Source organism: Stenotrophomonas sp. (assembly GCF_032061965.1).
Classification (GTDB): domain Bacteria; phylum Pseudomonadota; class Gammaproteobacteria; order Xanthomonadales; family Xanthomonadaceae; genus Stenotrophomonas.
Map to the genome: position 1 here is coordinate 16,692 of NZ_DAMBEF010000022.1, position 22,905 is coordinate 39,596.

General features: G+C 66.3%; 17 protein-coding genes. 8 read left to right on the forward strand and 9 right to left on the reverse strand.

Going from position 1 to position 22,905, the window contains the following annotated elements:
• The first annotated feature begins 74 nt into the window (after window positions 1-74).
• A complete protein-coding gene (locus RT460_RS12450; protein ID WP_313319280.1) occupies window positions 75-350 on the forward strand; it encodes a YcgL domain-containing protein in 276 nt (91 codons plus the stop codon).
• Window positions 343-3,696 carry an ankyrin repeat domain-containing protein gene (locus RT460_RS12455; protein WP_313319281.1) on the forward strand — a complete coding sequence of 1,118 codons (3,354 nt, stop codon included), beginning with the start codon at window positions 343-345 and terminating at the stop codon, window positions 3,694-3,696. The genes RT460_RS12450 and RT460_RS12455 overlap by 8 nt, the downstream gene beginning before the upstream one ends.
• Window positions 3,697-3,786: 90 nt before the next feature.
• Here the strand turns inward: RT460_RS12455 and RT460_RS12460 are convergent, their stop codons facing one another.
• Window positions 3,787-5,574, reverse strand: coding sequence for a monovalent cation:proton antiporter-2 (CPA2) family protein (locus RT460_RS12460; protein WP_313319282.1), 1,788 nt, complete (start codon window positions 5,572-5,574; stop codon window positions 3,787-3,789).
• Between the two features lie 264 nt (window positions 5,575-5,838).
• On the opposite strand from RT460_RS12460, the gene RT460_RS12465 reads away from it, so the two are divergent.
• Both RT460_RS12465 and RT460_RS12470 read left to right on the forward strand, forming a co-directional pair.
• Window positions 5,839-8,532 carry a bifunctional acetate--CoA ligase family protein/GNAT family N-acetyltransferase gene (locus tag RT460_RS12465; protein ID WP_313319283.1) on the forward strand — a complete coding sequence of 898 codons (2,694 nt, stop codon included), beginning with the start codon at window positions 5,839-5,841 and terminating at the stop codon, window positions 8,530-8,532.
• Between the two features lie 130 nt (window positions 8,533-8,662).
• Window positions 8,663-9,388 carry an alpha/beta hydrolase gene (locus tag RT460_RS12470; RefSeq protein ID WP_313319284.1) on the forward strand — a complete coding sequence of 242 codons (726 nt, stop codon included), beginning with the start codon at window positions 8,663-8,665 and terminating at the stop codon, window positions 9,386-9,388.
• 7 nt (window positions 9,389-9,395) lie between these two features.
• Here the strand turns inward: RT460_RS12470 and dkgB are convergent, their stop codons facing one another.
• Window positions 9,396-10,196: a 2,5-didehydrogluconate reductase DkgB gene (dkgB, locus tag RT460_RS12475; protein WP_313319285.1), complete on the reverse strand. Its 801-nt coding sequence runs from the start codon at window positions 10,194-10,196 to the stop codon at window positions 9,396-9,398.
• 82 nt (window positions 10,197-10,278) lie between these two features.
• Window positions 10,279-11,493 (reverse strand): MFS transporter, encoded by a 1,215-nt coding sequence (locus RT460_RS12480; RefSeq protein ID WP_313319286.1) that lies wholly within the window; start codon window positions 11,491-11,493, stop codon window positions 10,279-10,281.
• A gap of 125 nt (window positions 11,494-11,618) precedes the next feature.
• Here RT460_RS12480 and RT460_RS12485 point away from each other — a divergent pair, with 125 nt between their 5' ends.
• Window positions 11,619-12,521, forward strand: a complete 903-nt coding sequence (locus RT460_RS12485) for a LysR substrate-binding domain-containing protein (RefSeq protein WP_313319287.1) — start codon at window positions 11,619-11,621, stop codon at window positions 12,519-12,521.
• A gap of 186 nt (window positions 12,522-12,707) precedes the next feature.
• Here the strand turns inward: RT460_RS12485 and RT460_RS12490 are convergent, their stop codons facing one another.
• The gene (locus RT460_RS12490) at window positions 12,708-12,995 is read right to left on the reverse strand and encodes a hypothetical protein (RefSeq protein ID WP_313319288.1); all 288 of its coding nucleotides are present in this window, start codon (window positions 12,993-12,995) and stop codon (window positions 12,708-12,710) included.
• 79 nt (window positions 12,996-13,074) lie between these two features.
• Window positions 13,075-14,031: an aldo/keto reductase gene (locus RT460_RS12495; protein WP_313319289.1), complete on the reverse strand. Its 957-nt coding sequence runs from the start codon at window positions 14,029-14,031 to the stop codon at window positions 13,075-13,077.
• A 179-nt stretch (window positions 14,032-14,210) separates the two neighbouring features.
• On the opposite strand from RT460_RS12495, the gene RT460_RS12500 reads away from it, so the two are divergent.
• Window positions 14,211-15,065 (forward strand): methyltransferase, encoded by an 855-nt coding sequence (locus tag RT460_RS12500; protein ID WP_313319290.1) that lies wholly within the window; start codon window positions 14,211-14,213, stop codon window positions 15,063-15,065.
• Window positions 15,066-15,236: 171 nt separating this feature from the next.
• Window positions 15,237-15,779: a pseudouridine synthase gene (locus RT460_RS12505; RefSeq protein WP_313319291.1), complete on the forward strand. Its 543-nt coding sequence runs from the start codon at window positions 15,237-15,239 to the stop codon at window positions 15,777-15,779.
• 83 nt (window positions 15,780-15,862) lie between these two features.
• Here the strand turns inward: RT460_RS12505 and RT460_RS12510 are convergent, their stop codons facing one another.
• Both RT460_RS12510 and hrpB read right to left on the reverse strand, forming a co-directional pair.
• On the reverse strand, window positions 15,863-16,219 hold the full coding sequence (locus RT460_RS12510) for a hypothetical protein (RefSeq protein WP_313319292.1): 357 nt from the start codon (window positions 16,217-16,219) through the stop codon (window positions 15,863-15,865).
• Between the two features lie 320 nt (window positions 16,220-16,539).
• Entirely contained in the window at window positions 16,540-19,149 is a 2,610-nt protein-coding gene (gene hrpB, locus RT460_RS12515; RefSeq protein ID WP_313319293.1) for an ATP-dependent helicase HrpB, read from the reverse strand.
• Between the two features lie 212 nt (window positions 19,150-19,361).
• Between hrpB and RT460_RS12520 the strand changes: the two genes are divergently transcribed.
• Window positions 19,362-20,171: a TatD family hydrolase gene (locus tag RT460_RS12520; protein ID WP_313319294.1), complete on the forward strand. Its 810-nt coding sequence runs from the start codon at window positions 19,362-19,364 to the stop codon at window positions 20,169-20,171.
• A 29-nt stretch (window positions 20,172-20,200) separates the two neighbouring features.
• Here RT460_RS12520 and RT460_RS12525 read toward each other — a convergent pair whose 3' ends face one another.
• Together RT460_RS12525 and panE are read right to left on the reverse strand one after the other, a co-directional pair.
• Window positions 20,201-21,721: an OmpA family protein gene (locus RT460_RS12525; protein WP_313319295.1), complete on the reverse strand. Its 1,521-nt coding sequence runs from the start codon at window positions 21,719-21,721 to the stop codon at window positions 20,201-20,203.
• Window positions 21,722-21,805: 84 nt separating this feature from the next.
• Window positions 21,806-22,744 (reverse strand): 2-dehydropantoate 2-reductase, encoded by a 939-nt coding sequence (gene panE / locus RT460_RS12530; RefSeq protein ID WP_313319296.1) that lies wholly within the window; start codon window positions 22,742-22,744, stop codon window positions 21,806-21,808.
• Window positions 22,745-22,905: the final 161 nt, after the last annotated feature.

Genomic DNA, 22,905 nt, shown 5'->3' on the forward strand with positions numbered 1-22,905 from the left:
TATTGCAGCGCCTTTCAACAGCGCCAACTTTCCGACACAATCCCTGATCCCCATGCAGGGCAAAGCCCGCTGGCATGCAAGCCTACGTCTATAAAAGCCAACGCAAGCAGGACACCTACGTCTACCTCGCCAAGCGTGATGATTTCGCAGCGATCCCGGCTTCAGTGGGCGCTACGCTGGCCCCGTACACCTTCGTGCTGGAGGTCGCCCTGACACCTGGTCGTCGCTTGGCCCAAGCCGACGCGACGCTGGTGCGCGCCAATCTGGTCGAGCGCGGTTTCCACCTGCAGTTGCCACCCCAGCCCCTGGCGCCGGTGAAAGTCCCCCGCATCGACGGTCGCGATGACTGAAGCCTTGCGTACCCGTGCGCTTGCCATTGCCCTTGGCATCGGCCTGCTGCTCACCCTGTTGACCGGCCTTGGTGGCGTGGTCGCCGCGCTGTGCGGCGTACTGGCGCAGCCAGCCTTCGCGCTGGCGGTGTCATGGCAGCGCCGCAGCCGGACCCTGGCGCCTTCGGCGAGCCTGTTCAAGCGGCAACTGCCGGGTCTGCTGGCGCTGTGGGTCGCCGGTCCTGCGGCCTTGGCCCTGCTCGTATCCTGGCCGCTGGCGGCGCTGCATGACAGCGGCAGCCTGGCGGCGGTGTTGGCGTTGAGTGTTGCGGTCAGCGTGGCGGTGTTGGCGTTGTGGCGTACCTGGCCGCTGTGGCATGCGCTGGAGCGCGAAGACAGCGACCTGCGCGCGCAATGGCAGTCGCTGGCCGGGCGCGGGCTTGATTCCTGGCATGGCCTGGGCGCGGCGGCAGTACTGCTGTTGCTGTGCGCGGCGGTGGTGGCGCCGGCGTGGCCGGGCCTGCTGCCCACCAACGCGCGTTGGCCGCTGGCCATCGCCAGCATGCTGCTGGTGCCGGCATTGCATTACCTGCTGCAGCGCATGCGCGCAGCACCGGCCGCTGTGGCCGTGGCGCCGGTGGAGCCGCAGCTGGGTGAGCGTCGGGAAGGCTTCGATCCGTTCGCCGAAGCATTGCAGGAGCCGCAGCCGCTGGAGCCGCTGGACCAGCATGAACTGGTGCCGCAGCTGTATGCCGCCGCCCGTGGTGGCCGCGTCGATCGTGCCCTGCAGCTGCTCGATGCCGGTGCTGACGTGCACGCGGCTCCGCCGGCCGATTCGCGTGACCAGCGCAGCCTGGTGGTGCTGGCGGCGGTCTTGCCGGACCTGCGCCTGCTGCGGGCGGTGATCAGCCGTGGCGTCGACGTCAACCAACCCCATTGCAGTGTGACCCCGCTGCTGGCGGCCACCCGCGACAGCTGGCACGGTCGCCCCGAAGCGGTGATGACGCTATTGGCCAATGGCGCCGACCCGCGCGCCACCGATGCCGAAGGCAACACCCCGCTGCACCATGCCGCGCGCAGTTCCGACCCGGGTGTGGCCGCCTTGCTGCGCGACGCCGCGGCCGAGATCGATGCGCTCAACAATGATGGCCACAGCCCGTTGGCGGTGGCCTGCCAGGCCGGCAACTGGCGCTTGGCCAAGTTCCTGCTGGAGCGCGGTGCCAAGGTCGAACCGAGCGATGGCGTGCCGGTGCTGGTACAGGCAGCGGCGACCGATGACGACGATCCGGCCGGCGTGCAACTGCTGCTCAAGCACAAGGCGCGGCTGGATGCGCGCGACCGCCAGCGCCGCAGTGCCCTGCACGAAGCCGCGCTGGCTGGCCACGTCGATATCGTCGAAACCCTGCTCAACGCCGGTGCCAACATCGAGCCGCGTGATGCCGCTGGCCGTACCCCATGGCTGGACGCTGCCGCGCAGGGGCACGCCGGGGTGCTGGAGCGCCTGCTAGCCCACCAGCCCGATGTCAATGCGGTCGATGCCGACGGCAACAACGCCTTGCTGCTGGCCAGCCGTGCCGAGCACGTATCCGCGGCGCTGATCCGCCGCCTGCTGGACCTGGGCATTGCCGGCGACAGCGTGGGCGGCGATGGTCGCCGCGCCGTCGACCATGCTGCGGCTGCGGGCCGCTGGTCCATCGTCTCGTTGCTGGACCCGGCCTATCCGCTGCCCGCCGCGGTGAGCGACGCCGCCCAGGCCAGCAGCGAAGGTGAAGGTGGCGAAACGGTCCCGGTACTCAATGACCGCGCACCGCTGGCCCTGCTGCGCGAAGCCCTGGTATTCGGCAACGTCGATGGCATGGCGCCGTTGGCCAGGTTGTGTTCGGCCAACGAGCTCGGCGGCCTGCTGCATGATCCGGAACTGGCCCTGCAGCCGCGGGTGATCGATTGGCTGCTGGCGCATGGCGCCGCGCCGGAAGTGCTTGATGCCTGCGGTGATACGCCGATGTTCGCGCTGCTGTCGCGCGGCGTGGATGCGATCCCGACCTTGCAGGTGTTGCTGCACCACGGCGTCTCGCCGGCCGGTGCCGGTGGCCTGACCCGGCTGCTGGCGGCCTGCGCGCAGCATGACCACGGTGCCCGCAGCACCGAACAATTCGCTCTGGAACTGTTGGAACGCGGTGCCGATCCGTTCGGCCCGTCGCCGGCCGGCGATCCGGCCTTGTCGCTGGCCGTGCGCCTGGGCTGGCTGAAGCTGCAGCAGTGGCTGCTGCTCAACGGCGCCGACCGCGAGGCACGCGACAGCCATGGCATGACCGCCCTGCACCTGGCCACCGCGCTCGCGCGCGAGGCCGCGCTCAAGCAACTGGTGCTGCAGGGGGCGTCACCGGATGCGCGTGCGGCCGATGGCCAGACGCCGTTGGGTGTGGCGCTGTCCAGCGGACGTCGCGACCTTGCCGATCTGTTGGATTGGCGCGGCTGGCCGCTGCCACTGCGCGCGCTGCGTGATGCCGACGTACCGGCTGCGGCCATGGCCGGCGATGCTGACGCCGTGCGCCGTCTGATCAATCTTGGGTTCGCCGTTGACGCGGTGGATGCGCAGGGCTGCAGTGCGCTGTTGCGTGCGGCCGGTGGTGGCCATGCGGCCGTGGTCGACCTGCTGCTGTCGCTGGGTGCAGACCCGCAACATGCCGCTGCCAGTGGTGCGACGCCGCTGTCGGCAGCGGTGAGCATGCGCCAGACAGCGATCGTCGCGGCCTTGCTGACGGCCGGCGCCAAGCTCGAACACCGCTTGCCCGGCGGGGTGACCGTGCTGATGCTGGCGGCCGCACTGGGCCTGCCGGATATCGTCGCGCGCCTGCTTACCGCCGGTGCCGACGTGCATGCCGGTGACGACCAGCAACTGGCACCGCTGCACTGCGCGGCGCTGTACGGCTTTACTTCGCGTGATCGTGGCCGCCTGCTTGCGCTGCTGGATTCCCTGCTGCTGGCCGGCGCCGAACCCGACCAGGCATCGGCGGGCACGGTCACCCCGTTGCTGCTGGTACTGGGCGCCCGCGCCGAGCCGGGCACCGCCTGCGATGAGCATGTCGTGCTGGCCGCGGTGGAGCGCCTGCTCGACGAAGAAGTGTCGCTGGACGTGCGCGACCCGCGTGGTTTTGGCCCGCTGCATCTGGCCGCGCTGCACGGCTTGCCGTTGCTGGTGCAGCGCCTGCTGCGTGCCGGCGCCGATCCGGACCTGCGTGACGCGCTGAACCGCAGCCCGCGGGACATCGCGATCATGCGCGGCTTCATCGACGTGGCCGGCGAGTTCGAGCCCGCGGTGCCAGGCGTGTCGTCGATGGCCCGCTTCCTGCGCGACCGCAACTGAGTTTCGCGGTATGCCTGGCCGGGTCAAGCGATCAGCACGCTCCAGCGCTGAAACTGCGTGGCGCGGCGATAGCGTCGTTACCGCGTTGACTCACTCCTGCTTTTCACCGGCATCGGCTTCGAACAGGTGCATCAGGTCGGCACGTGCATCGCGCGATGTCTGCATCACGGCGGCTTCGTCGTCATAGACCAGGTGCTGGGCCTTGAGCAGTTGCTCATCATGTTCGCGAAAGCGCTGCACATGGTCGCGGGCCACCGCATCGGGGATGCCGAGCGCGGTCAACACCCGTGCGCTGGCCTCCAGGCTGGAGCCGAATACTTCGCGAAAGGGTTCCGCCGACATGTCCATCAGCTTCCACGCATGCTGGCGGTTGCGTGCGCGCGCCAGCACGGTCGCATCGGGGTACATGCGGCGTACCAGCCGTACCGCGCGCAGATTGGTTTCCGGATCGTCCATGGCCATCACGAACACGCGGATGTGCTCTGAACCGGCCGAGCGCAGCAGCTCGGGCCGCGTCGGGTCGCCGTAGTACAGCTGGTTGCCGAAGCGGCGCATGTCTTCGACCGTGTCCGGGTCGGCTTCCAGTGCGACAAACGGTATGCGTTGTGCGGTCAGCAGGCGGCCGATGATCTGGCCAAAGCGGCCCATGCCGGCGATCAGCACCTGCGGCCTTTGCGCGCCGGCATCCTTCAAGGCGGCATCCGGTGCATGCTCGGGTGCGGCCTGCTGTGGCTTGGATCGCAGTGCACCCTGCAGGGCAAGCAGCAGCAGCGGCGTGATCGCCATCGACAAGCTGACGATGGCCACCAGCCGGTCATGGTTGATACGTCCCAGCAGGTGCGCACGCTCGGCTTCGTTGAACACCACGAAGGCGAATTCACCGCCCAGCCACAGCACGCTGGCCAGCACCAGGGCGCTGCGCAGCGGCAGCCGGGCCGCCTTGCCCAGTGCCAGCAGGATCGAGAACTTCACTACCAGCAGGATCGCCACGCCCGCGGCGATCAGCTCCGGCTCGGCGGCAACCCGCTTCAGGTCGATGCCCATGCCCACGGCGATGAAGAACAGGCCCAGCAGCAGTCCCTTGAAGGGCTCGATCTGCGATTCGATCTCGTGGCGGAATTCGGAATCGGCCAGCAGCACGCCGGCAACGAAGGCGCCCAAGCTGGCGCTGAGCCCGGCTTCGGCCATCAGCCAGGCGGTACCCAGCACCACCAGCAGCGCGCTGGCGGTGAACACCTCCGGCATGCGGGTTCGTGCCACCACCGCAAACAGGCGCCGCAGCAGCGGGCGGCCCAATACGATCACGGCTGCCAGCACACCCAGGGCGATGCCAGCGTCCTGCCAGGTCAGGGTTTCATTCTTGACCCCGCCCAATAGCGGGATGGCCGCCAGCAACGGGATCGCGACCAGATCCTGGAACAGCAGGATGGCAAACCCCAGGCGGCCCTGATCGGTATTGAGCGCCTTGTGCTCGGACAGCAGCTGCAAGCCCACGGCGGTGGAGGACAGCGCCAGCGCGGTACCGACCACCAAGGCACTTTTCCAGGAAAAATGATTGAGCAGCAGCAGGCCGCCGAGCACGCAGGCGCTGAGCAGTACCTGCACGCTGCCAGCGCCAAACACCGACCGCCGCATCACCATCAGGCGCGACGGCGACAGTTCCAGGCCGATCACGAACATCAGCATCACCACGCCGATCTCGGCGGCGTTGAGGATGCGGTCGGTGTCCTGCACGAAGCCCAGTACGTAAGGGCCCAGCACCACGCCGGCGGCCAGGTAGCCCAGCACCGCGCCCATCCCGAAGCGCTTGAATACCGGCACGGCGATGACGGCTGCCAGCAGCAGTACCAAGGCAAGTTCGAGACCGGTGCCATGCATGGGCGGGTTCTTCTGGTGCACCGGCGCACCCGGCCCGGCCATTATGCGGACTGCGGCGTCAACGAAAGCGAATATCCGCCAACCGCTGTCGGGATGCACTGGTGCATCTGCTGCGTTGAGGGTGGGCAAGGGACGCGCGAGTGGGGGGATATGCAGCACTGCGTGTACGGCCGCGTCTGGCAACCACCGGCAAGTTGATCCAAAGCAAGCCACGCCCGTGTCTGGCCGTGTACCTTTGACCCGGTACCCGCAACAGGCGTCACGATGAGCACCTATCACCTGCAGACCGTATTCCGCCCCCGTTCGGTGGCCGTGGTGGGCGGCAGTCCCCGGGAGCGTTCGGCCGGGCGTGCGGTGATCCGCAACCTGCGTGCCGGGGGGTTCGCCGGACAGATCGGCTGGGTCAGCCCACGGTATGCCGAGATTGACGGCATGCGCACCGTCAAACGGCTCAAGGATCTGCCGTGGATACCGGACCTGGTCGTCATCACGGTGCCGGCCAGCCTGGTGCCGCAGGTGGTGGGGCAGGCTGCCGAGCTGGGTGTTGCAGGCGCCATCATCCTGACTGCGGGCCTGGGCAAGGGCCCCGGCTCCTTGGCAGCGCAGGTTGAGGCCGCAGCGCGTCCCAAGGGCATGCGCGTGCTGGGCCCGCATTGCCTGGGCGTCATCGCCCCGCACGCGCGGCTCAATGCCAGCATCGCCGCGCATACGCCGCAGGCCGGCGATGTGGCGCTGATTTCCGAATCCAGCGCGATCGCCGCGGCCTTGGTGGAGTGGGGCGTTGCCCGTTCGATCGGCTTTTCCGCTGTGGTGTCGCTGGGCGATGCACTGGATGTGGATTTCGGCGACCTGCTTGACTACTTCGCCACCGACTACCGCACCCGCGCCATCCTGCTTTACGTCGATCAGATCAGCGACGCGCGCAAGTTCATGTCGGCGGCGCGTGCGGCCGCCCGTGCCAAACCGGTGGTGGTGGTCAAATCCGGGCGCCAGCCCAAGCGCAGTGATGCCGAGGTCACCACCCATTCGCAGGCATTGGCCGCCTCCGACGCGGTTTACGGTGCGGCCTTCAACCGTGCCGGCCTGCTGCGCGTCAATGCATTGGACGAGTTGTTCACCGCAGCCGAAACGCTGGGCCGCTTGGGCACGTTCCCCGGCCGTCGCCTGGCCATCCTCAGCAATGGCGGTGGCGTTGGGCGGCTGGCGGTCGACCAGCTGCAGGCATTGGGCGGCTCGCTGGCCGAACTGTCACCGGCAACCGTCGCGCAGCTGGACAAGGTGTTGCCGGAAGGCTGGTCACGCGACAACCCGGTCGACATCGTGGTCGATGCCGATGGCGGTCGCTATGCATCGGCAATCGAGGCGCTGTTGTCCGATGACGCGAACGACGCGGTGTTGGTGATCAATGTGCCCACCGCATTCACCTCTTCGGCGGACGCCGCGCAGGCACTCACCAACACCCTGGGGCTGCGCTCGCGGCAGCTGCGCGACAAGCCGGTGTTCGCGGTGTGGCTGGGCAATGATGACCGCGCCACGGTGACGCTCAACACCGCGCGCGTGCCCACCTATCCCAGCGAGGCCGAAGCGGTGCGTGGCTTCCAGCATCTGGTGAAGTACCGTGAGGCGCAGGCGGCGTTGATGGAAACCCCGCCCAGCCTGCCGGCGGATTTCGTGGTGGATGTGGCGGCGGCGCGCGGCCTGGTCGAGGCGGCACTGGCCAATGACCAGCAATGGTTGGACCCGGTGGCCACCCACAAGCTGCTGCAGGCCTACGGCATCGCCTCGCTGGAAGTGATGGTGGCGCGCGATCCGCACGAGGCCATGGAACTGGCGCAGCCGCTGTTGGAGAAGGGACTGAGCGTGGCGGTGAAGATCTTCTCGTCGGATATCCCGCACAAATCCGAAGTCGACGGCGTGCGCTTGAACCTGAGCACCCTGCGCGCGGTACAGGCAGCGGCCACCTCGATCCTGCAACGCGCCCGCGAGCAACGCCCGCAGGCACGCATCGAGGGCGTGCTGGTGCAACCGAGCCTGACCCGGCCCAAGGCGCGCGAGCTGATCGCCGGCATTGCCGACGATCCGGTGTTTGGCCCGGTGGTGGTGTTCGGCCGTGGTGGTACTGCGGTGGAAGTGATTGACGACAAGACCCTGGCCCTGCCGCCGCTGGACCTGCGCCTTGCACACGAAGTGATCGGCCGCACCCGCGTTTCGCGCATCCTCAAGGCCTATGGCGACGTGCCGGCTGCCGATGAGCGCGCGGTGGCGCTGGTGCTGGTTAAGCTGGCGCAGTTGGCGGCGGATATTCCCGAAATCCGCACGCTGGATCTCAACCCCTTGCTGGCCGACCGCAACGGCGTGATCGCATTGGATGCGCGCATCGCCATTACCCCGGTACGGCGCCTGCACAAGGGCCGTGGCCATCCGCGTTTTGCGATCTTCCCGTATCCCACCGAGTGGGAACGCACCATTGATCTGTCAGACGGTGCCAAGGCCTTCATCCGCCCTGTGCGGCCGGAGGACGACGGATTGTTCCGCGCATTCTTCGCGCGGGTAACCGACGACGACCTGCGCTTGCGCTTCTTCCAGTCGGTGAAGCATTTCAGCCACGAGTTCATCGCGCGGCTGACCCAGCTCGACTACGCACGCTCCATCGCGCTGGTGGCGATCGATCCCAAGAGCGGTGAAATGCTGGGCGCGGTGCGGCTGCATGCTGATGCCGATTACGACCGGGGTGAGTACGGCATCCTGATCCGTTCCGATCTGAAGGGTCATGGCATCGGCTGGAAGCTGATGCAGATCATGATCGAGTATGCGCAGTGGCAGGGTCTGAACATGGTGGAAGGCCAGGTGTTGCGTGAGAACACCACCATGCTGGCGATGTGCCAGAGCCTGGGCTTCAAGGTGAAGTCCGACCCGGATGACTCCACCATCATGAATGTGACGCTGCCCATAGGTTAGTGCCAGGAACCAGGAGCGAGGAACTAGGAACGAGGAACTAGGAACCAGGAACGGGGAACCAGGAAAGGGGAACCAGTGGGAGCGGTGGCCATGCTTACACCCGGCCACTGCAAGGGGCGACAATGGCGGCATGCAAACGAACCAAGATTCCGCCGGCAAGATCCCGCTGCTGTTGCTGCCTGGCCTGCTCAACGACGCCACGCTCTGGCAGGCCCAGCTCGATGACCTCGCCGATATCGCCGACTGCCAGGTGGGCGATCTCACACGCCAGGACAGCATGCGTGCCGTCGCCGAGGATGTACTGGCGACCGCGCCGGCACAGTTCGCACTGGCCGGTTTCTCACTCGGTGGCTATGTCGCCCAGGAAATCCTGCGCATCGCCCCGCAGCGGGTATCGCGGCTGGCCTTGCTGGATACCTCGTTCAAACCCGACTCACCGGAGCGTGCCGCGCAGCGCGTGGCGCAGCAGAACAGCGTGCGCCTGCCCGGTACCTTTCATGGTTTCGGTGACAAGCTGATGCGCAGCTATATCGATGCGTCGCGGCTTGAGGATCACCTGTTGGTGGACACCGTGCGCAGCATGACCTCGCGTCTGGGCGCGGAGGTATTCCTGCGGCAAAGTCGCCTGCAACGCGTCGATGGCAGCCAGGTGCTGCGTGATTGGTCCGGCCCGGCGTTGATCGTCTGCGGCCGCAACGATGCGATCACGCCCTTGCCGGTCAGCGAAGCGATGGCGTCGCTGATGCCGCAGTCATCGCTGGTGGTGATCGACGACTGCGGACATCTGGCGCCACTGGAGCAGCCCGAACAGGTGAGCGCGGCGATGCGCAGCTGGCTGCTGTCCGCCGCGCCCTGATCGACGCTCAATCCCAGGCCGGGGCGATCTCCGGGTTGGCGACGCGCTGGCCGCGATCCAGGCCGGCGATGCGCTGCATGTCATCGGCGTCCAACCGCAGCTGGGCTGCCTGCAGGTTGCCGGCAAGGTTCTCGCGCCGGGTAGAGGACGGGATCACCGCATAGCCCTGTTGCAATGCCCAGGCCAAGGCCACCTGTGCAGTCGTAGCCTGGTGTTTGTCGGCGATGGCCTGGATCACCGGGTCCTTCAGCACCGCACCGTAAGCCAGGCTCATGAACGCAGTGACGGCGATGCCCTGTTCTTGCAGATAGGCGATCAAGGCACGGTTCTGCAGATACGGATGTACTTCGATCTGGTTGGTGGCGATGGCATCGGCACCAAGAATGTCGATGGCCTGGCGGGTCAGGTCGACGGTGAAGTTGGACACGCCGATGGCCTTGGTCAGGCCCAGCGCCTTGGCTTCACGCAGCGCGCCAAGATATTCGGTCATCGGCACCTGGTCATTGGGGGATGGCCAGTGGATCAGGGCCAGGTCCACGTGGTCGGTCTGCAGCTTGCGCAGGCTCTCGCGCAGGCTGTCCAGCAAGGCGTCATGGGTGAAGTTGCTGATCCAGATCTTGGTGGTCAGGAACAGCTGCTCACGCGGCACCTTGCCGGTAGCCAGCGCCGCGCCCAGATCGGCCTCGTTGTCGTAAATCTGCGCGGTATCAAAGGCGCGGTAACCCAGTTCAAGTGCGTTGTGCACGGAGGTGGTCAGCACCTCGCCCTTGAGGCGATAGGTACCCAGGCCGATGGCGGGAATGTTCATCAATAGCTCCAGGGGGGATTGCCTGCAGGCTACGCCGTGCATGGCGAACGAAAAGTCGGTAAGGGGTGAACAGCGTGTTGCGTCAGTGCGCGCCCACAGCGATGCCGGCAGCGCGCATTTCCACGCCGTCACGTCGATCCAGGCGGCCGCTGAGTACGGTCAGGGCCAGCGCACCCAGCACCACCAGCGCGCCGATCCAGGGCGTATGCATCAGGCCGATATGCTCAACCACCAGCCCACCCAGCGATGCGCCCAGCGCGATGCCGATGTTGAATGCAGCGATGTTCAGGCCCGAGGCCACGTCCGTGGCCTGCGGCACGAAGCGCTGTGCCTGCTTGACCACATACACCTGCAGGCCCGGCACGTTGCCGAACGCCACCGCGCCCAACGCCAGTACCGTCAGCAGCACCAGCCAGCGGTTGTAGGCGGTGAAGGTGAGTGCGAACAACACCACCGCCAGCAGGGCGAAGATCAGCGTCAGTGCCGGGATCGGCCCACGCTGGTCGGCCAGCCGGCCGCCCCACAGATTGCCGATTGCCACCGACACACCGTAGACCAGCAGCACCGCGCTCACCGCGTTGGCCGAGAAACCGCTGACGTCCTGCAGGATCGAGGCGAGAAAGGTGAAGGACAGGAAGGTGCCGCCATAGCCCAGCGCGGTCATCGCATAGACCAGCAACAGGCGCGGCTGCGCCAGTACCGCGAATTGCTGGCCGAAGCTCGCCGGCGTGCTGCGTGGCAGCTGCCGCGGCACGAACAGCAGGCTGCCGGCCAGGGCGACCACGCCCAGTGCCGCCACGGCCAGGAAGGTGGCGCGCCAGCCCAGGTGCTGGCCGATGAAGGTGCCCAGCGGGACGCCGGTGACCAGCGCCACGGTAAGCCCGGTGAACATGATCGCGATGGCGCTGGCCGCCTTGTCCTTGGGCACCACCGAGGTGGCGATGATCGACCCGATCGAGAAGAACACGCCATGCGCCAGCCCGGTCAGCACCCGCGCCACGATCAGCGAGGCATAGCCCGGGGCCATCCAGGCAATCAGGTTGCCCAGGGTGAACAGCAGCATCAGCGCCACCAGCAGGGTCTTGCGCGGCACCTGTCCGGTCAGTGCGGTCAGTACCGGGGCGCCAACGGCCACCCCCAAGGCATACAGCGAGACCAGCAGCCCGGCCGAAGGCAGGCTGACCTGCAGGTCGGTGGCGATGGTGGGGATCAGCCCGACGATGACGAATTCGGTGGTGCCGATGGCAAAGGCGCCCAGGGTCAGCGCCAGCAGGGCTAGGGGAATACCGCGTGACATGGGCAGTTCCTTGGAAAGAGGCTGCGCAGTCTGCCGGGACGACTGTTGCCGAAAAAGCCGCGATGCCTGCAATGACTATTGAATTTCAGTCAATAATTACCCATCCCCCGCCAAGGCCCCTGCCGATGAAAACCACCCTCGATGAAATGCAGGCCTTCATCGCCGTGATCGACACCGGCTCGATCACCGCCGCTGCCGAGCTGCTGGGCCAGACCACCTCCGGCGTCAGCCGCGCGCTGGGCCGGCTGGAGGAGAAGCTGGGCACGACCCTGCTGACCCGCACCACGCGGCGCCTGCAGCTCACTGCCGAGGGCGAGACCTTCCTGGCCCAGGCGCGTGCCATCGTGGCGTCGGTGGACGCAGCCGAGGAGCAGATTGCCGCGCGCCGCGGCATTCCCTCCGGGCGCTTGCGCGTGGATGCGGCAATGCCCTTCATGCTGCACGTGATTGCCCCGCTGGTGGCCGGCTACCGCGCGCAGTACCCGCAGGTCGCGCTGGAGTTGAACAGCAGCGAGCGCTACATCGACCTGCTGGAACGCCGCACCGATATCGCCATCCGCATCGGGCCACTGGCCGACTCCACCCTGCATGCGCGGGCCCTGGGCCACAGCCGACTGCGGGTACTGGCCAGCCCGGCGTATCTGCAGCAGCACGGCACGCCCGGCAATGTCGCCCAACTGCAGGCGCATGCCTTGATCGGTTTCAACGAGCCGGATTCGCTCAACTATTGGCCGGTGCCCGATAGCGCGGGAAATCCGCTGCATGTGACACCGGCGCTGGCTGTATCCAGTGGTGAAATCCTGCATCGCTTGGCACTGGAAGGCGTTGGCATCGTCTGCCTGTCCGATTTCCTGACCGAGCAGGACCGCGAGCGCGGTGAGTTGGTGCAGGTATTGCCGGCGCAGACGCTGGAGGTCCGCCAGCCCATCCACGCGGTGTACTACCGCAACACGGCGGTGTCGGCGCGGATCAGCTCGTTCCTGGACTATTTGTCACAGGCGATGGCGAAGGCTGCCTATACGCAATAAGCGCGCGATGCGTCGTCGGCTGTCGTCAGTCCATCCTTGCAATGCCCTGTCGCTTTGACGGCAGGCCGAAGGACGGAGTGGGGGATTGGCGGCACCGCGCTCGATGTTGCCGTGGCGTCGCGGCTGACGCCGCTGCGGGCGTTATCCACCCTCCCTTTGGCCGTCGGCCAAAGGGAGGGGCGTTGCTCAATGTGGGTCTGCGTGGTGCCAGGCGTGGCGCACCAGCCAGCGCGCTTCATCCCAGGACACGGCCAAGGCCGGGCTGTGGCGGTGGTAGCTGTCCTGCAGCACTTTGTAGAGCTGTTCTTCGTTGGCGCGTGGATACGCCTGATACACGTCGTAACCCATTTCCAGCAGGCGCTGGTAGTGGTCGAAATCGTGCTGGCCGAGATGGCCGATCGCATGGATGCCACGCCAGTAGGTCAGTTCGGCGTCGCGGTCGATGCTGCGTTGGGCTGCGGATGTGGTCTGCATGGGTAGGACTCCATTCGCGGTCTACCCCCTGTCCAACCGATGCTAAGGCGGGCACAGGGGGGGAATCAAGCACGCCGGTTCACGTTTCCGCGCTTGCGGTCTCCAACTGGGTAAGCTGAATCGGCGACAGCTCCAACTGCGCTGCGGCCAGGATTTCCTGCAGCTGCGGCACGCTGGTGGCGCTGACGATGGGCGCGGTAATGCCGGGGCGGGCAATCAACCATGCCAGCGCAACCTGCGCCGGTGTGGCGCGGTGGCTGGCGGCGACATCGTCCAGGGCCTGCAGGATGCGCAGGCCACGCGGGTTCAGATATTGCGCGGCAACCTTGGCGCCACGCGCTGCGCTCTTGCCCGCGTCGTTGGCATCACGGTACTTGCCGGTGAGGAAGCCGCTGGCAAGCGAGTAATAGCTGATCACGCCCAGGCCCTGCTCGCGTGCCAACGGCTCCAGCTCGGCTTCGTAGCCGCTACGGTCGTAGAGGTTGTATTCCGGCTGCAGCGTTTCGTAGCGCGGGAGGTGGTAGTCGGAGGACACTTTCAGTGCATCGCGCAGGCGTGCTGCACTGTAGTTGGAGGCACCGATGGCGCGCACCTTGCCGGCTTCGATCAAGCGTGCGAAAGCACCCAGTGATTCTTCCAGCGGTACCGATTCGTCATCTTCATGGGCCTGGTAAAGATCAATCACATCGGTCTGCAGGCGGCGCAAGGAATCTTCAAGCGCAGCATTGATGTTTTCTGCGGACAGGCCAGGATGTTCCGCCCATTTGGCGACCTTGGTGGCGATCACCACCTTGTCGCGCTTGCCGCTGCGCTGCAGCCAGCGGCCGATGATGGTTTCCGATTCGCCACCGCGATTGCCTGGCACCCAGGCCGGATAGACATCGGCGGTGTCGATCAGGTTGAAGCCGGCATCGACGAAAGCGTCGAGCAGGCTGAAGGAGGTTTTCTCATCCGCACTCCAGCCGAATACATTGCCGCCAAAGGCAATAGGCGTGACCTGCAGGCCGGAGCGGCCCAGTTCGCGTGACGGTGGCATGCATTCCTCCTTTGTTGTCCAGCGTTGCAGCATAGACGCAGGGCGTTCCAATTCCGTGGCAAAGCGGTGAAAACAGCGTTCCGTTGCCCGCGCCGGCACTAACAGGTTGTGAACATTTGTCGGTCCAAGGCACTGGCATTGACGTGCTAGGCTCGGCCAACCCTCTGCTGGAGACTTCCATGAAAACGCCTGCGCCCTTGTTGTGTGCCTGTCTTTTGGCTGTTGCGTCATCCTTTCCTGCAGCGGGGTTTGCCAGCGAGCCTGTCGCTGCGACCGCCAGCGCGCAGGTCGCACCGGACCTGCAGGCGGCCATTGCCGGCAGCTGGCGCACGCCGGCCAATGTGCAGCGCGATGAATATCGCCATCCGGCGCAGACGTTGAGCTTCTTTGGCCTGCAGCCAACGCAGACGGTGGTGGAGATCACCCCGGGCGGCGGTTGGTATTCGGAAATCCTGGCGCCCTATCTGCGCGACGGTGGCAAGTACGTCGCGGCGGTCGTCGACCCGGCGGCACTGCCGGCCGGCGGTGGCCGCGACTACCAGCAACGCGGGCGCGATGGCCTGGCAAAGAAATTTGCCGATGCGCCGGCGCAGTATGACCGTGCCGTCGAGGTGGCCTACGACCCCGCCGCGCCGGTCCTGGGTGTGCCCGGCTCGGCCGATCTGGTGCTGACTTTCCGCAACGTGCACAACTGGCGTGCCAATGGCCAGGCCGAGGGCATGTTCAAGGCGTTCTACACCGTGCTCAAGCCGGGTGGCACGCTGGGCGTGGTGGAGCATCGTGCCAAGGCCGACGTGCCGGCCGATGACAAGAGCGGTTATGTCGGCCAGGCGCAGATGATCGCCATGGCCGAGGCTGCCGGCTTCACCCTGCAGGACAGCAGCGAGATCAACGCCAATCCCGCCGACACCAAGGACTACCCCGGTGGCGTGTGGACCTTGCCGCCGTCCAACAAGCACGACGCCACGGATGCGGCCAAGTACAAGGCGATTGGTGAAAGCGACCGGATGACGCTGCGTTTCGTGAAGAAGTAAGCCGGCCGGAAGGTGGCCTGGCTGCCCGGCGCGGTGGATGCGCGCCGGGCTTTGCTCCATCATTGCCCAGCCTTGCCATCCGCCCTGCAGTCCGCCCCGTCGGGCATTTCCGCTTGCATGGGATGGCCCTTACCGCCTGCGGACCATGGGCGGGATCATCGTTGTCCACTCATGCTCATTGCCTTCAACAAACCGTTCAATGTGCTGTGTCAGTTCACTGACCGCAGCCAACCGCCGCGTGCCACCCTCGCCGGTTTTGGCCTGCCGGCCAACGTATATGCCGCCGGGCGGCTGGACTACGACAGTGAGGGGCTGTTGCTGCTCACCGATGACGGCAACCTGGCCCATCGCCTGACCGACCCGAAGCACAAGCAGCCCAAGACCTATTGGGTGCAGGTGGAAGGCGTGCCCAGCGAGGAAAAGCTGCGCGCGCTGCGTGAGGGTGTCCAGCTCAAAGACGGGCCGACCCTGCCGGCGCAGGTGCATGTACTGGAGCCGCCGCCGGTGCTGTGGGAACGCGATCCACCGGTACGTTTCCGTAAGACGGTGCCGGATGCGTGGTTGGCGATCACCCTGCGCGAGGGGCGTAACCGCCAGGTACGCCGGATGACGGCGGCGGTGGGATTGCCAACCCTGCGGTTGGTCCGCGCTTCAATTGGCCCGCATGCGCTGGACGCGCTGCTGCCGGGGCAGTGGCGGCAGGTCCAGGGCTGAAACTGAAAGAGGAGAAGTGAGAGAACAGCGCCGCGCTGCTGCGCGTGCTCGTTTCCCACTCCTCCTCCCGGTAGTGCTGTTACTCAGGCGTCGCTGCCGATGTCGCTGGTTTCGTCGGTGACGCTGGCGGCATGGCGACGGCGCTGGGCGATCTGCCGCGACTTGGCTTCAATGGCTTCGTTGTCGCGCTTGTTGCGGCGGTACAGCGCGTAGCCGAGCAGCCCCAGGCCCACGGCTGCAACAGCCACGGTGGCGGTGGGGTTGCGCTTGGCGACACGGGTTACCGCACGACCGCCGGTCTTCATTGCGCCGATGGCAGCACCGGTCTTGAGCCATTCGGCCGCGCTGGAGCCACCGGTCTTGATGTTGTCGCCGGCGTGATTGACCAGTTCCAGGGCGCGTTCCAGTGCCGGACCGGTGATATCGCTGAACTTGCTCATGGGGGGACTCCTTGTGGGTACAGGTCAGACCCTAAGTTTTACCAAAGGGGCGTGTAGGGGATGTTAGCCGGGAAGTGCTGAGCGTTGCTTCGGAAGGCTGAAGCTGAAGCAACGGCAACTGCGAACGTCAGAAGCTACCCCTCCCCAACCCTCCCCTGCGCTATGTGCAAGGGAGGAGGCGGTTCCTGGCAATTTGTCAGCTTGCAGCACAGCCGCACTGGCCCCCTCCCTTGCGCATAGCGCAGGGGAGGGTTGGGGAGGGGTGCTTTTGCTCCTGCTTCTGCTTGGCGTCGGTACAGCCGCTCAAAGCCAATACGACATCAAGTCCCGCGCGGCTTCGCCCTATGCGTCGCCGTCGCGCTCCATGGATCATCCGGCCATGGATGCCTGGGGTAGCGTCCCTTCATTTCCTTCCTGACTTCGGCATAGGTGTTCTGCCAGAAGTTGCGCAGGTCGCCGGTCACCTGCAGCGGTTTGCCGCCGGGTGACAGCAGGTGCAGCAGCAAGGGCACCCGGCCATCGGCAATCCGCGGCGTATCCGCCAGTCCAAACAGTTCCTGCAGCTTCACTGCCAGCACCGGTGGACGAGGCGTATGGCCGTCATCATCGATGGCGTAGTCGATGCGCCGGTCCATGCCGGAGGGCACGCTGACCCGCAGCGGGGCATGCCGATCCAGCAGTTGCCGCTGGTTCCAGTCGATGCCCGACTTCAATGCTTCGCCCAGCTCCTCTTCGGACAAGGCGTCCAGCCGCGTCTTGCCGTTGAAGGCAGGCTGCAGCCAAGCCTCCAGCGTCGCCAGCAAGGCGTCGTCGGACAGATCCGGCAGCTCGAGTTCCGGCATCCACTGTCGCAGGCCCATCACCCGCCAACGCCATTGCTGCAGGTTCTCGGTCCATGGCAGTGCCTCCAGGCCCAGTTCGCGCACGGCATCGGTGAGTGCGCGTGCCGCCTGTGCCGGGTTCACCTGGCCGGCCGGCCGGCTGTCCAGCACGATGCGTTCGAAGCTGCTTTCGCGGCGTGCTTCCAGGGCACGCTTGGAACTGTTCCAACGCACCACGTCCTGTTGCTTGAAGCGGGCAGGGAAGTCGCGGCGCAGGCGTGCCTCGTCGACCGGCGCTGCACGCAGGATCAGTGCATCACGCGGATCGTGGCGCAGCTCGCTGATTACCAGCCACGGTTCCCCGCGCAGGTCGCTGTTGTCGAACTGGCGCGCGCTGCGGCCATTGGCCAGCTGGTAGCGCTGTGGATCGGTCGGGTGTTGGGTGGCGATGCGATCGGGGAAGGCATGGGCCAGCAGGTCACCAAGCTCATGGGCTTCGATATCGGTCGGGGGCAGGGCATCGCAGCGCAGGCGACGGCGCCATTGCTTGGCAGCAGCGTCGATTGCGGCCAGCCCGCCACGGTTGGCATCCTGCGGCGCGCGGCCTGTGCGGAATGCAGCCAAGGCGCGCCAGCGGGCGGCCAGTGCATCGCCGCCCTGACGCAGCGGATCACGTGCTTCCAGCAGCGCGGCAACATCGGCGGCCAGTGCTTGTTCGCGGGGTGTGCTGGCCGACAGCAGCATTGCGGCCATGCGCGGGTGGGTGCCCATCGCCAGCATGCGCTTGCCCAGCGCGGTGATGGTCAGGTCCGGGCTCAAGGCGCCCAAGCGCTGCAGCAGTTCGCGCGCAGCCGACAGGGCGCCGATGGGCGGCGGATCGACAAAGCGCAATTCATCGCTGCCCCAGGCGGCCAGTTCCAGGGCCAGTCCCGCCAGTTCCACCTGCGCCATTTCTGGTCGGCGCTGGGCGTCCAGTCGCTGCGATTGTGGCCACAGCCGCCATGCCCAGCCGGCGGCGACACGGCCTGCACGGCCCGCGCGCTGGTCTGCAGAGGCCTGCGAAATGGTCACAGCGTCCAGGCGCGAGAAACCGCTGTTGGGGTCGTAGCGCGGTTCGCGCGCCAAGCCGGCATCGATCACCACGCGTACGCCGGGCAGGGTGACCGAGGATTCGGCGACATTGGTGGCCAGCACCACGCGGCGGCGGCCGTCGGGGTCGGGCTGCAGCACGCGGGTCTGCTGTTCGATCGGTAGTTCGCCGTGCAGGGGGAGGACGTCAAACCCTTCTCCCTGCGGGAGAAGGTGGCGCGCAGCGCCGGATGCGGGTGTGGGCGAAGCCTGCTGAAGTTGGCCGATGTGGGCTGCGCCCCCGACCCTCTCCCCAACCCCTCCCCCGGAGGGGGAGGGGCTTAAAGCCGCCTGCACCCGCGCAATCTCGCGTTGCCCAGGCAGGAACACCAATACATCGCCGGGATGCTGGGCCACCGCCTGTTCCACCGCGCGCCGTGTCTGTGCTTCCAGGGATTCGTCGCGACGCGCCGGGAAGTGGCTCACTTCCACCGGGTAGCTGCGACCCTCGCTGGACAGGCGTGGTGCGTCCAGGAACTGTGCCAGCCGTTCGCCATCCAGGGTGGCCGACATCACCACGATGCGCAGGTCATCACGCAGCTGCGCCTGCACGTCCAGCGCCAATGCCAGGCCCAGGTCCGCAGACAGATGGCGTTCGTGGAACTCATCGAACAACAGCGCGCCGACGCCTTCCAGCAGCGGGTCATCCTGCAGCATGCGGGTGAGGATGCCTTCGGTAACCACTTCGATGCGGGTGCGCGCGGAAACCCTGTTCTCGAAGCGGATGCGATAGCCAATGGTTTCGCCCACCGGTTCGCCGAGCTGCCGGGCCATGAAGCTGGCGGCGCTGCGTGCGGCCACGCGGCGTGGCTCCAGCATGATGATTTTGTGGCCCTGCAGCCATGGGGCGTCCAACAGCGCCAACGGCACTTGGGTGGTCTTGCCGGCACCGGGCGGTGCTTCCAATACCAGCCGCGGATGCGCGGCCAGCTGCTGGAGGATATCGGGGAGCAGTGGAGTGATGGGGAATGCAGTTGCCATCGGCGCATTGTAGAAGCCGCGCGCGCCGAGCGCCGCGTAGCCCGGGTAAGCGCAGCGCACCCGGGGCTTTTCGCCGAATGTTCTGGCCCCGCGCTCGGAGCCCCCGGGTGCGCTGCGCTTACCCGGGCTACCGGGCTTCGTTCATGGTGGAGGGGCTGGGTTGGAAGCAAACCTCTACAATCACGCTTTCTGTCTGCCCATCCCCCAGCTCAATGCAATTGATCGACATCGGCGCCAACCTCACCCACGAATCCTTCGATCGCGACCTGGACGCGGTGCTGGAGCGCGCCAAGGCCGCTGGCGTGGTGCAGATGGTGATCACCGGCGCCAGCCGCGAGCATTCGCCGATGGCCCTGGCCCTGGCGCAGCGCCATCCCGGCTTCCTGTACGCCACCGCTGGCGTGCATCCGCATCACGCCAGCGAGTACACCGACGAATGCGATGCCGAGATGCGCGCGTTGCAGGTACACCCGGAAGTCGTGGCGGTGGGCGAGTGTGGGCTGGACTACAACCGCGATTTCTCGCCGCGCCCGGCCCAGCGCAAGGCTTTCGAGCGTCAGCTGCAGATCGCCGTTGATCTTGCCGTGGATGGTGTCGGCAAGCCGCTGTTCCTGCACCAACGCGATGCGCATGACGATTTCATCGCGATGATGAAGAACTTCGACGGCAAGCTGGGCCCGGCGGTGGTGCACTGCTTTACCGCCGAGCGCCGCGAATTGTTCGATTACCTCGACCGTGACTGGTATATCGGCATCACCGGTTGGCTGTGCGACGAACGGCGTGGCGCGCACCTGCGCGAGCTGGTCAAGCACATCCCCGCCGAGCGGCTGATGATCGAAACCGACGCGCCCTATCTGTTGCCGCGCAACCTCAAGCCGATGCCGAAGGACCGCCGCAACGAGCCGGCGTTCCTGTCGCACATCGTCGAGGAGCTGGCGCGTGACCGCGGCGAGGACGTGGCCGTGACTGCGGCCAATGCGACCGCGGCGACCCGCGCCTTCTTCCGTCTGCCGCAGCGGTGAAACGGGGGCTGCAGTGCAGCCCTGCCTGATCAACGTTTGACCAGCTCCACGCGGCGATTGCGGGCACGGCCGGCGTCGCTGCCATTGTCGGCTACCGGCTTGTCCTGTCCCCAGCCACGTGCCTGCAGCCGTGCCGGTGCAATGCCGGCGGCGGCAAGGCTGGCCACTACCGACGCAGCCCGCGCGTCGGACAATTGCTGGTTATGGGCAGCGCTGCCGCTGTTGTCGGTATGTCCCTCCACCGACAGCTGCAAGGCAGGGTCCTGCTTGAGCAGGGTCAGGACCTGGTCAAGCTGCGGTTGTGAGTCGGGCAGGATCTGCGCCTTGTCGCTGGCGAAGTTGACCTGGATGGCGACATGCCCCTGCGCATCCAGTTGCTGCTTCAAGGCGGATGCGGGCAGCAGGGCGGCGGTCTGCTCGAAACCCTTGCGTTCGGCCACGACCCAGCCGGCACTGAGGTACTCCAGACGCGCATGTACCCAGATCTGGCGGCCGTCGGGCAGATCGGCGCGGTACACCACCAGATCGAAATCATCCCAGTTGTAGCCCGCGCTTCCCGAGTACGCCGAGCGCACCGACTCAGGCACCGACTCCGCCTGTTGCTTGGGGATGCGACCTTCGAACACCTTGGTTGCGTTGACTGTCGCCATCATCGCCGCAAGATTCCGGCGTACCTCATGCATCGAGTAAGCGTGGTCATCCTTGTCGAAGTCGGCTGCCCAGACCTTGCCTTCAACCTGCTCGAAGTGGTCGCCGGTCCAGAACGGGAAACGATCAAAATCGCGCTGGATAGGCTTGTTTCGATCGCTGTAGCCCGCCGGCAGGCCGAGATGGGGGAAACTGTCGGACCACTGCGCGGTTGGTGAGAACGGCACTTCTTCCAGCACCACCAAGCCAGCATGGTTGGCATCCAGCGAGAGCTGCACCCACACATTGCGTTGCGCCTGGCGGATCACATGCACGGTGGTCGGTGCGTCGGCGCTGTTGTTGACGGCATCGATGAAGCCGCCGCCTATCTCGTCTTCCAGCTGTGGTCCGTAATAGATGTCACGGTGCTCGGGACCCTCGAATACCTTGCTCGCACCCGCGGCTTCCAGCAATCCATCGAGATTGCGTTGCAGCTCCAGGCCCGAGAAGGTCTTGCCTGCGCTGCTGGGGACAGCAATCTGCGCCGACCAGCTTGGCCCTTCCACCCAGTGCACGCCGTCGCCCAGGCGCACCGGGAAGCGCGCCCAGGCGCGCACGTGCGGGGCGTTCAACGGCTCATAGCCCTGTGGCAGGCCAAAGAAGGGCAACGCGCCCAACGGTTTGTCGCTGGTGGCGATGCCGCTGATGTCGAAAGGCAGGACGGGGACAGGCTTTCCCTCGCGGTCCTGGATGCCATCGGGCGTTACCGTTGCCGGTGCGGTGTCGCTGGCGGCAACCGGTGTCGTGTCGATGGCGGGAGCAGTCGATGCAGCAGCTGCGCTCTCATCGGGCGAGGTGCGGTTGCAGGCGGCCAGCATCATGCTCAAAGCGCAGCCCAAGGCCAGCGCGGGGTACTTGTTCATCTCGGTCCTTCGCGTGTACATCCCCTGTACCGGCGAAGATAAACCACCGGTGTGAACGTTGCATGCGTTCACACCGATGGAGGTTCAAGCACTGCGCTGTGACTCGTAGGCCTGCAGGTGACAGTAGGCGGTCTGCAGCAGCGTGGCCGGCAGGCTGGCGGCGAGCGCGCGTTCCAGCATGTCGCCGACGATATGCGCGGCCTCTACGCGTTGACCGGCTTCCAGGTCGCGCAGCATCGATGCCTTGATCGGTGAGCCGGCTTTGGTGATGGCGCCCAGCGCAATGTCCTGCGCCTTTGCGGGAATGGGTTGGCCGGCGTGCGTGGCGACGGCAAGGCATTCGGCATACAAATGCTGCATGAAAGCGCTGCCGTGGTCGCTGGCGACGATGGTGCCGACGTCGGCGCGCATCAGGCAGGTGCCGGCCGCCAACGCGGTCAGGAAGGTGTATTTGATCCATTGTTCCTGGGCAATGTCGGCCGAGGCGACGTGATCGATGCCGGCCTGTTCGCAGGCCTTTGCCAGGGCGGTCACACGCGTGCTGTCCGCCGCGCCATCGCGCTCGCCGAAGGTCAGCTTGGCCGGCTTGTCCAGGTGCAACACCGCGCCATCCTCGGCCTTGGTCGCGCTGATGAAGCACAGCCCGCCCAGCACGCGTTCGCGTCCGAAGCGCGCATCCAGGGCGACGTAATGGCGCAGGCCATTGAGGATGGGCAGCACTGTGGTGGTGGCGCCTACTGCAGGTGCGATCGCGTCGATCGAACTGTCCAGGTCATACGCCTTGCAACTGAGGATGATCAGATCGAAGGGCTTTTCTTTCGCCAGCTGCGGCAAGGCCTCGGCGGTGACGTGGGCGACCGGAAATGCGGCATCGCCGAGCGGGCTGCGGATCACCAGGCCGTCGCGGTCCAGCTGTGCGGCGCGGTTGGGGCGCACCAGGAAGGTGACATCAACACCGGCCTGGGCCAGCCGGCCGCCAAAGTAACCACCGGTACCGCCGGCACCGAGAATCAGGATGCGCATTGCTTGGTTATCCATCAACTAAAGGGGAGTGGAGCCATCATAGGTGCTCGGGGTGTTGTAGGACTGGCGTGAGCCGCGAGATGCAGCTCCCTCCCGTTGCCAGAGGCAAGGGGAGGGTTGGGGAGGGGTAATGCTTTTGCGTCTGGGTTCTGTGCTTCGCG

Bases quoted from the DNA above. Each gene is read 5' to 3' on its own strand.
- RT460_RS12465 (WP_313319283.1), top strand. From the start codon at position 5,839: ATGAGCACCTATCACCTGCAGACCGTATTCCGCCCCCGTTCGGTGGCC.
- RT460_RS12480 (WP_313319286.1), bottom strand. From the start codon at position 11,493: ATGTCACGCGGTATTCCCCTAGCCCTGCTGGCGCTGACCCTGGGCGCC.
- RT460_RS12455 (WP_313319281.1), top strand. From the start codon at position 343: ATGACTGAAGCCTTGCGTACCCGTGCGCTTGCCATTGCCCTTGGCATC.
- hrpB (WP_313319293.1), bottom strand. From the start codon at position 19,149: ATGGCAACTGCATTCCCCATCACTCCACTGCTCCCCGATATCCTCCAG.
- RT460_RS12495 (WP_313319289.1), bottom strand. From the start codon at position 14,031: ATGCCACCGTCACGCGAACTGGGCCGCTCCGGCCTGCAGGTCACGCCT.
- RT460_RS12460 (WP_313319282.1), bottom strand. From the start codon at position 5,574: ATGCATGGCACCGGTCTCGAACTTGCCTTGGTACTGCTGCTGGCAGCC.
- RT460_RS12485 (WP_313319287.1), top strand. From the start codon at position 11,619: ATGAAAACCACCCTCGATGAAATGCAGGCCTTCATCGCCGTGATCGAC.
- RT460_RS12525 (WP_313319295.1), bottom strand. From the start codon at position 21,721: ATGAACAAGTACCCCGCGCTGGCCTTGGGCTGCGCTTTGAGCATGATG.
- dkgB (WP_313319285.1), bottom strand. From the start codon at position 10,196: ATGAACATTCCCGCCATCGGCCTGGGTACCTATCGCCTCAAGGGCGAG.
- RT460_RS12520 (WP_313319294.1), top strand. From the start codon at position 19,362: ATGCAATTGATCGACATCGGCGCCAACCTCACCCACGAATCCTTCGAT.
- RT460_RS12470 (WP_313319284.1), top strand. From the start codon at position 8,663: ATGCAAACGAACCAAGATTCCGCCGGCAAGATCCCGCTGCTGTTGCTG.
- RT460_RS12500 (WP_313319290.1), top strand. From the start codon at position 14,211: ATGAAAACGCCTGCGCCCTTGTTGTGTGCCTGTCTTTTGGCTGTTGCG.
- RT460_RS12510 (WP_313319292.1), bottom strand. From the start codon at position 16,219: ATGAGCAAGTTCAGCGATATCACCGGTCCGGCACTGGAACGCGCCCTG.
- RT460_RS12450 (WP_313319280.1), top strand. From the start codon at position 75: ATGCAAGCCTACGTCTATAAAAGCCAACGCAAGCAGGACACCTACGTC.
- RT460_RS12505 (WP_313319291.1), top strand. From the start codon at position 15,237: ATGCTCATTGCCTTCAACAAACCGTTCAATGTGCTGTGTCAGTTCACT.
- RT460_RS12490 (WP_313319288.1), bottom strand. From the start codon at position 12,995: ATGCAGACCACATCCGCAGCCCAACGCAGCATCGACCGCGACGCCGAA.
- panE (WP_313319296.1), bottom strand. From the start codon at position 22,744: ATGCGCATCCTGATTCTCGGTGCCGGCGGTACCGGTGGTTACTTTGGC.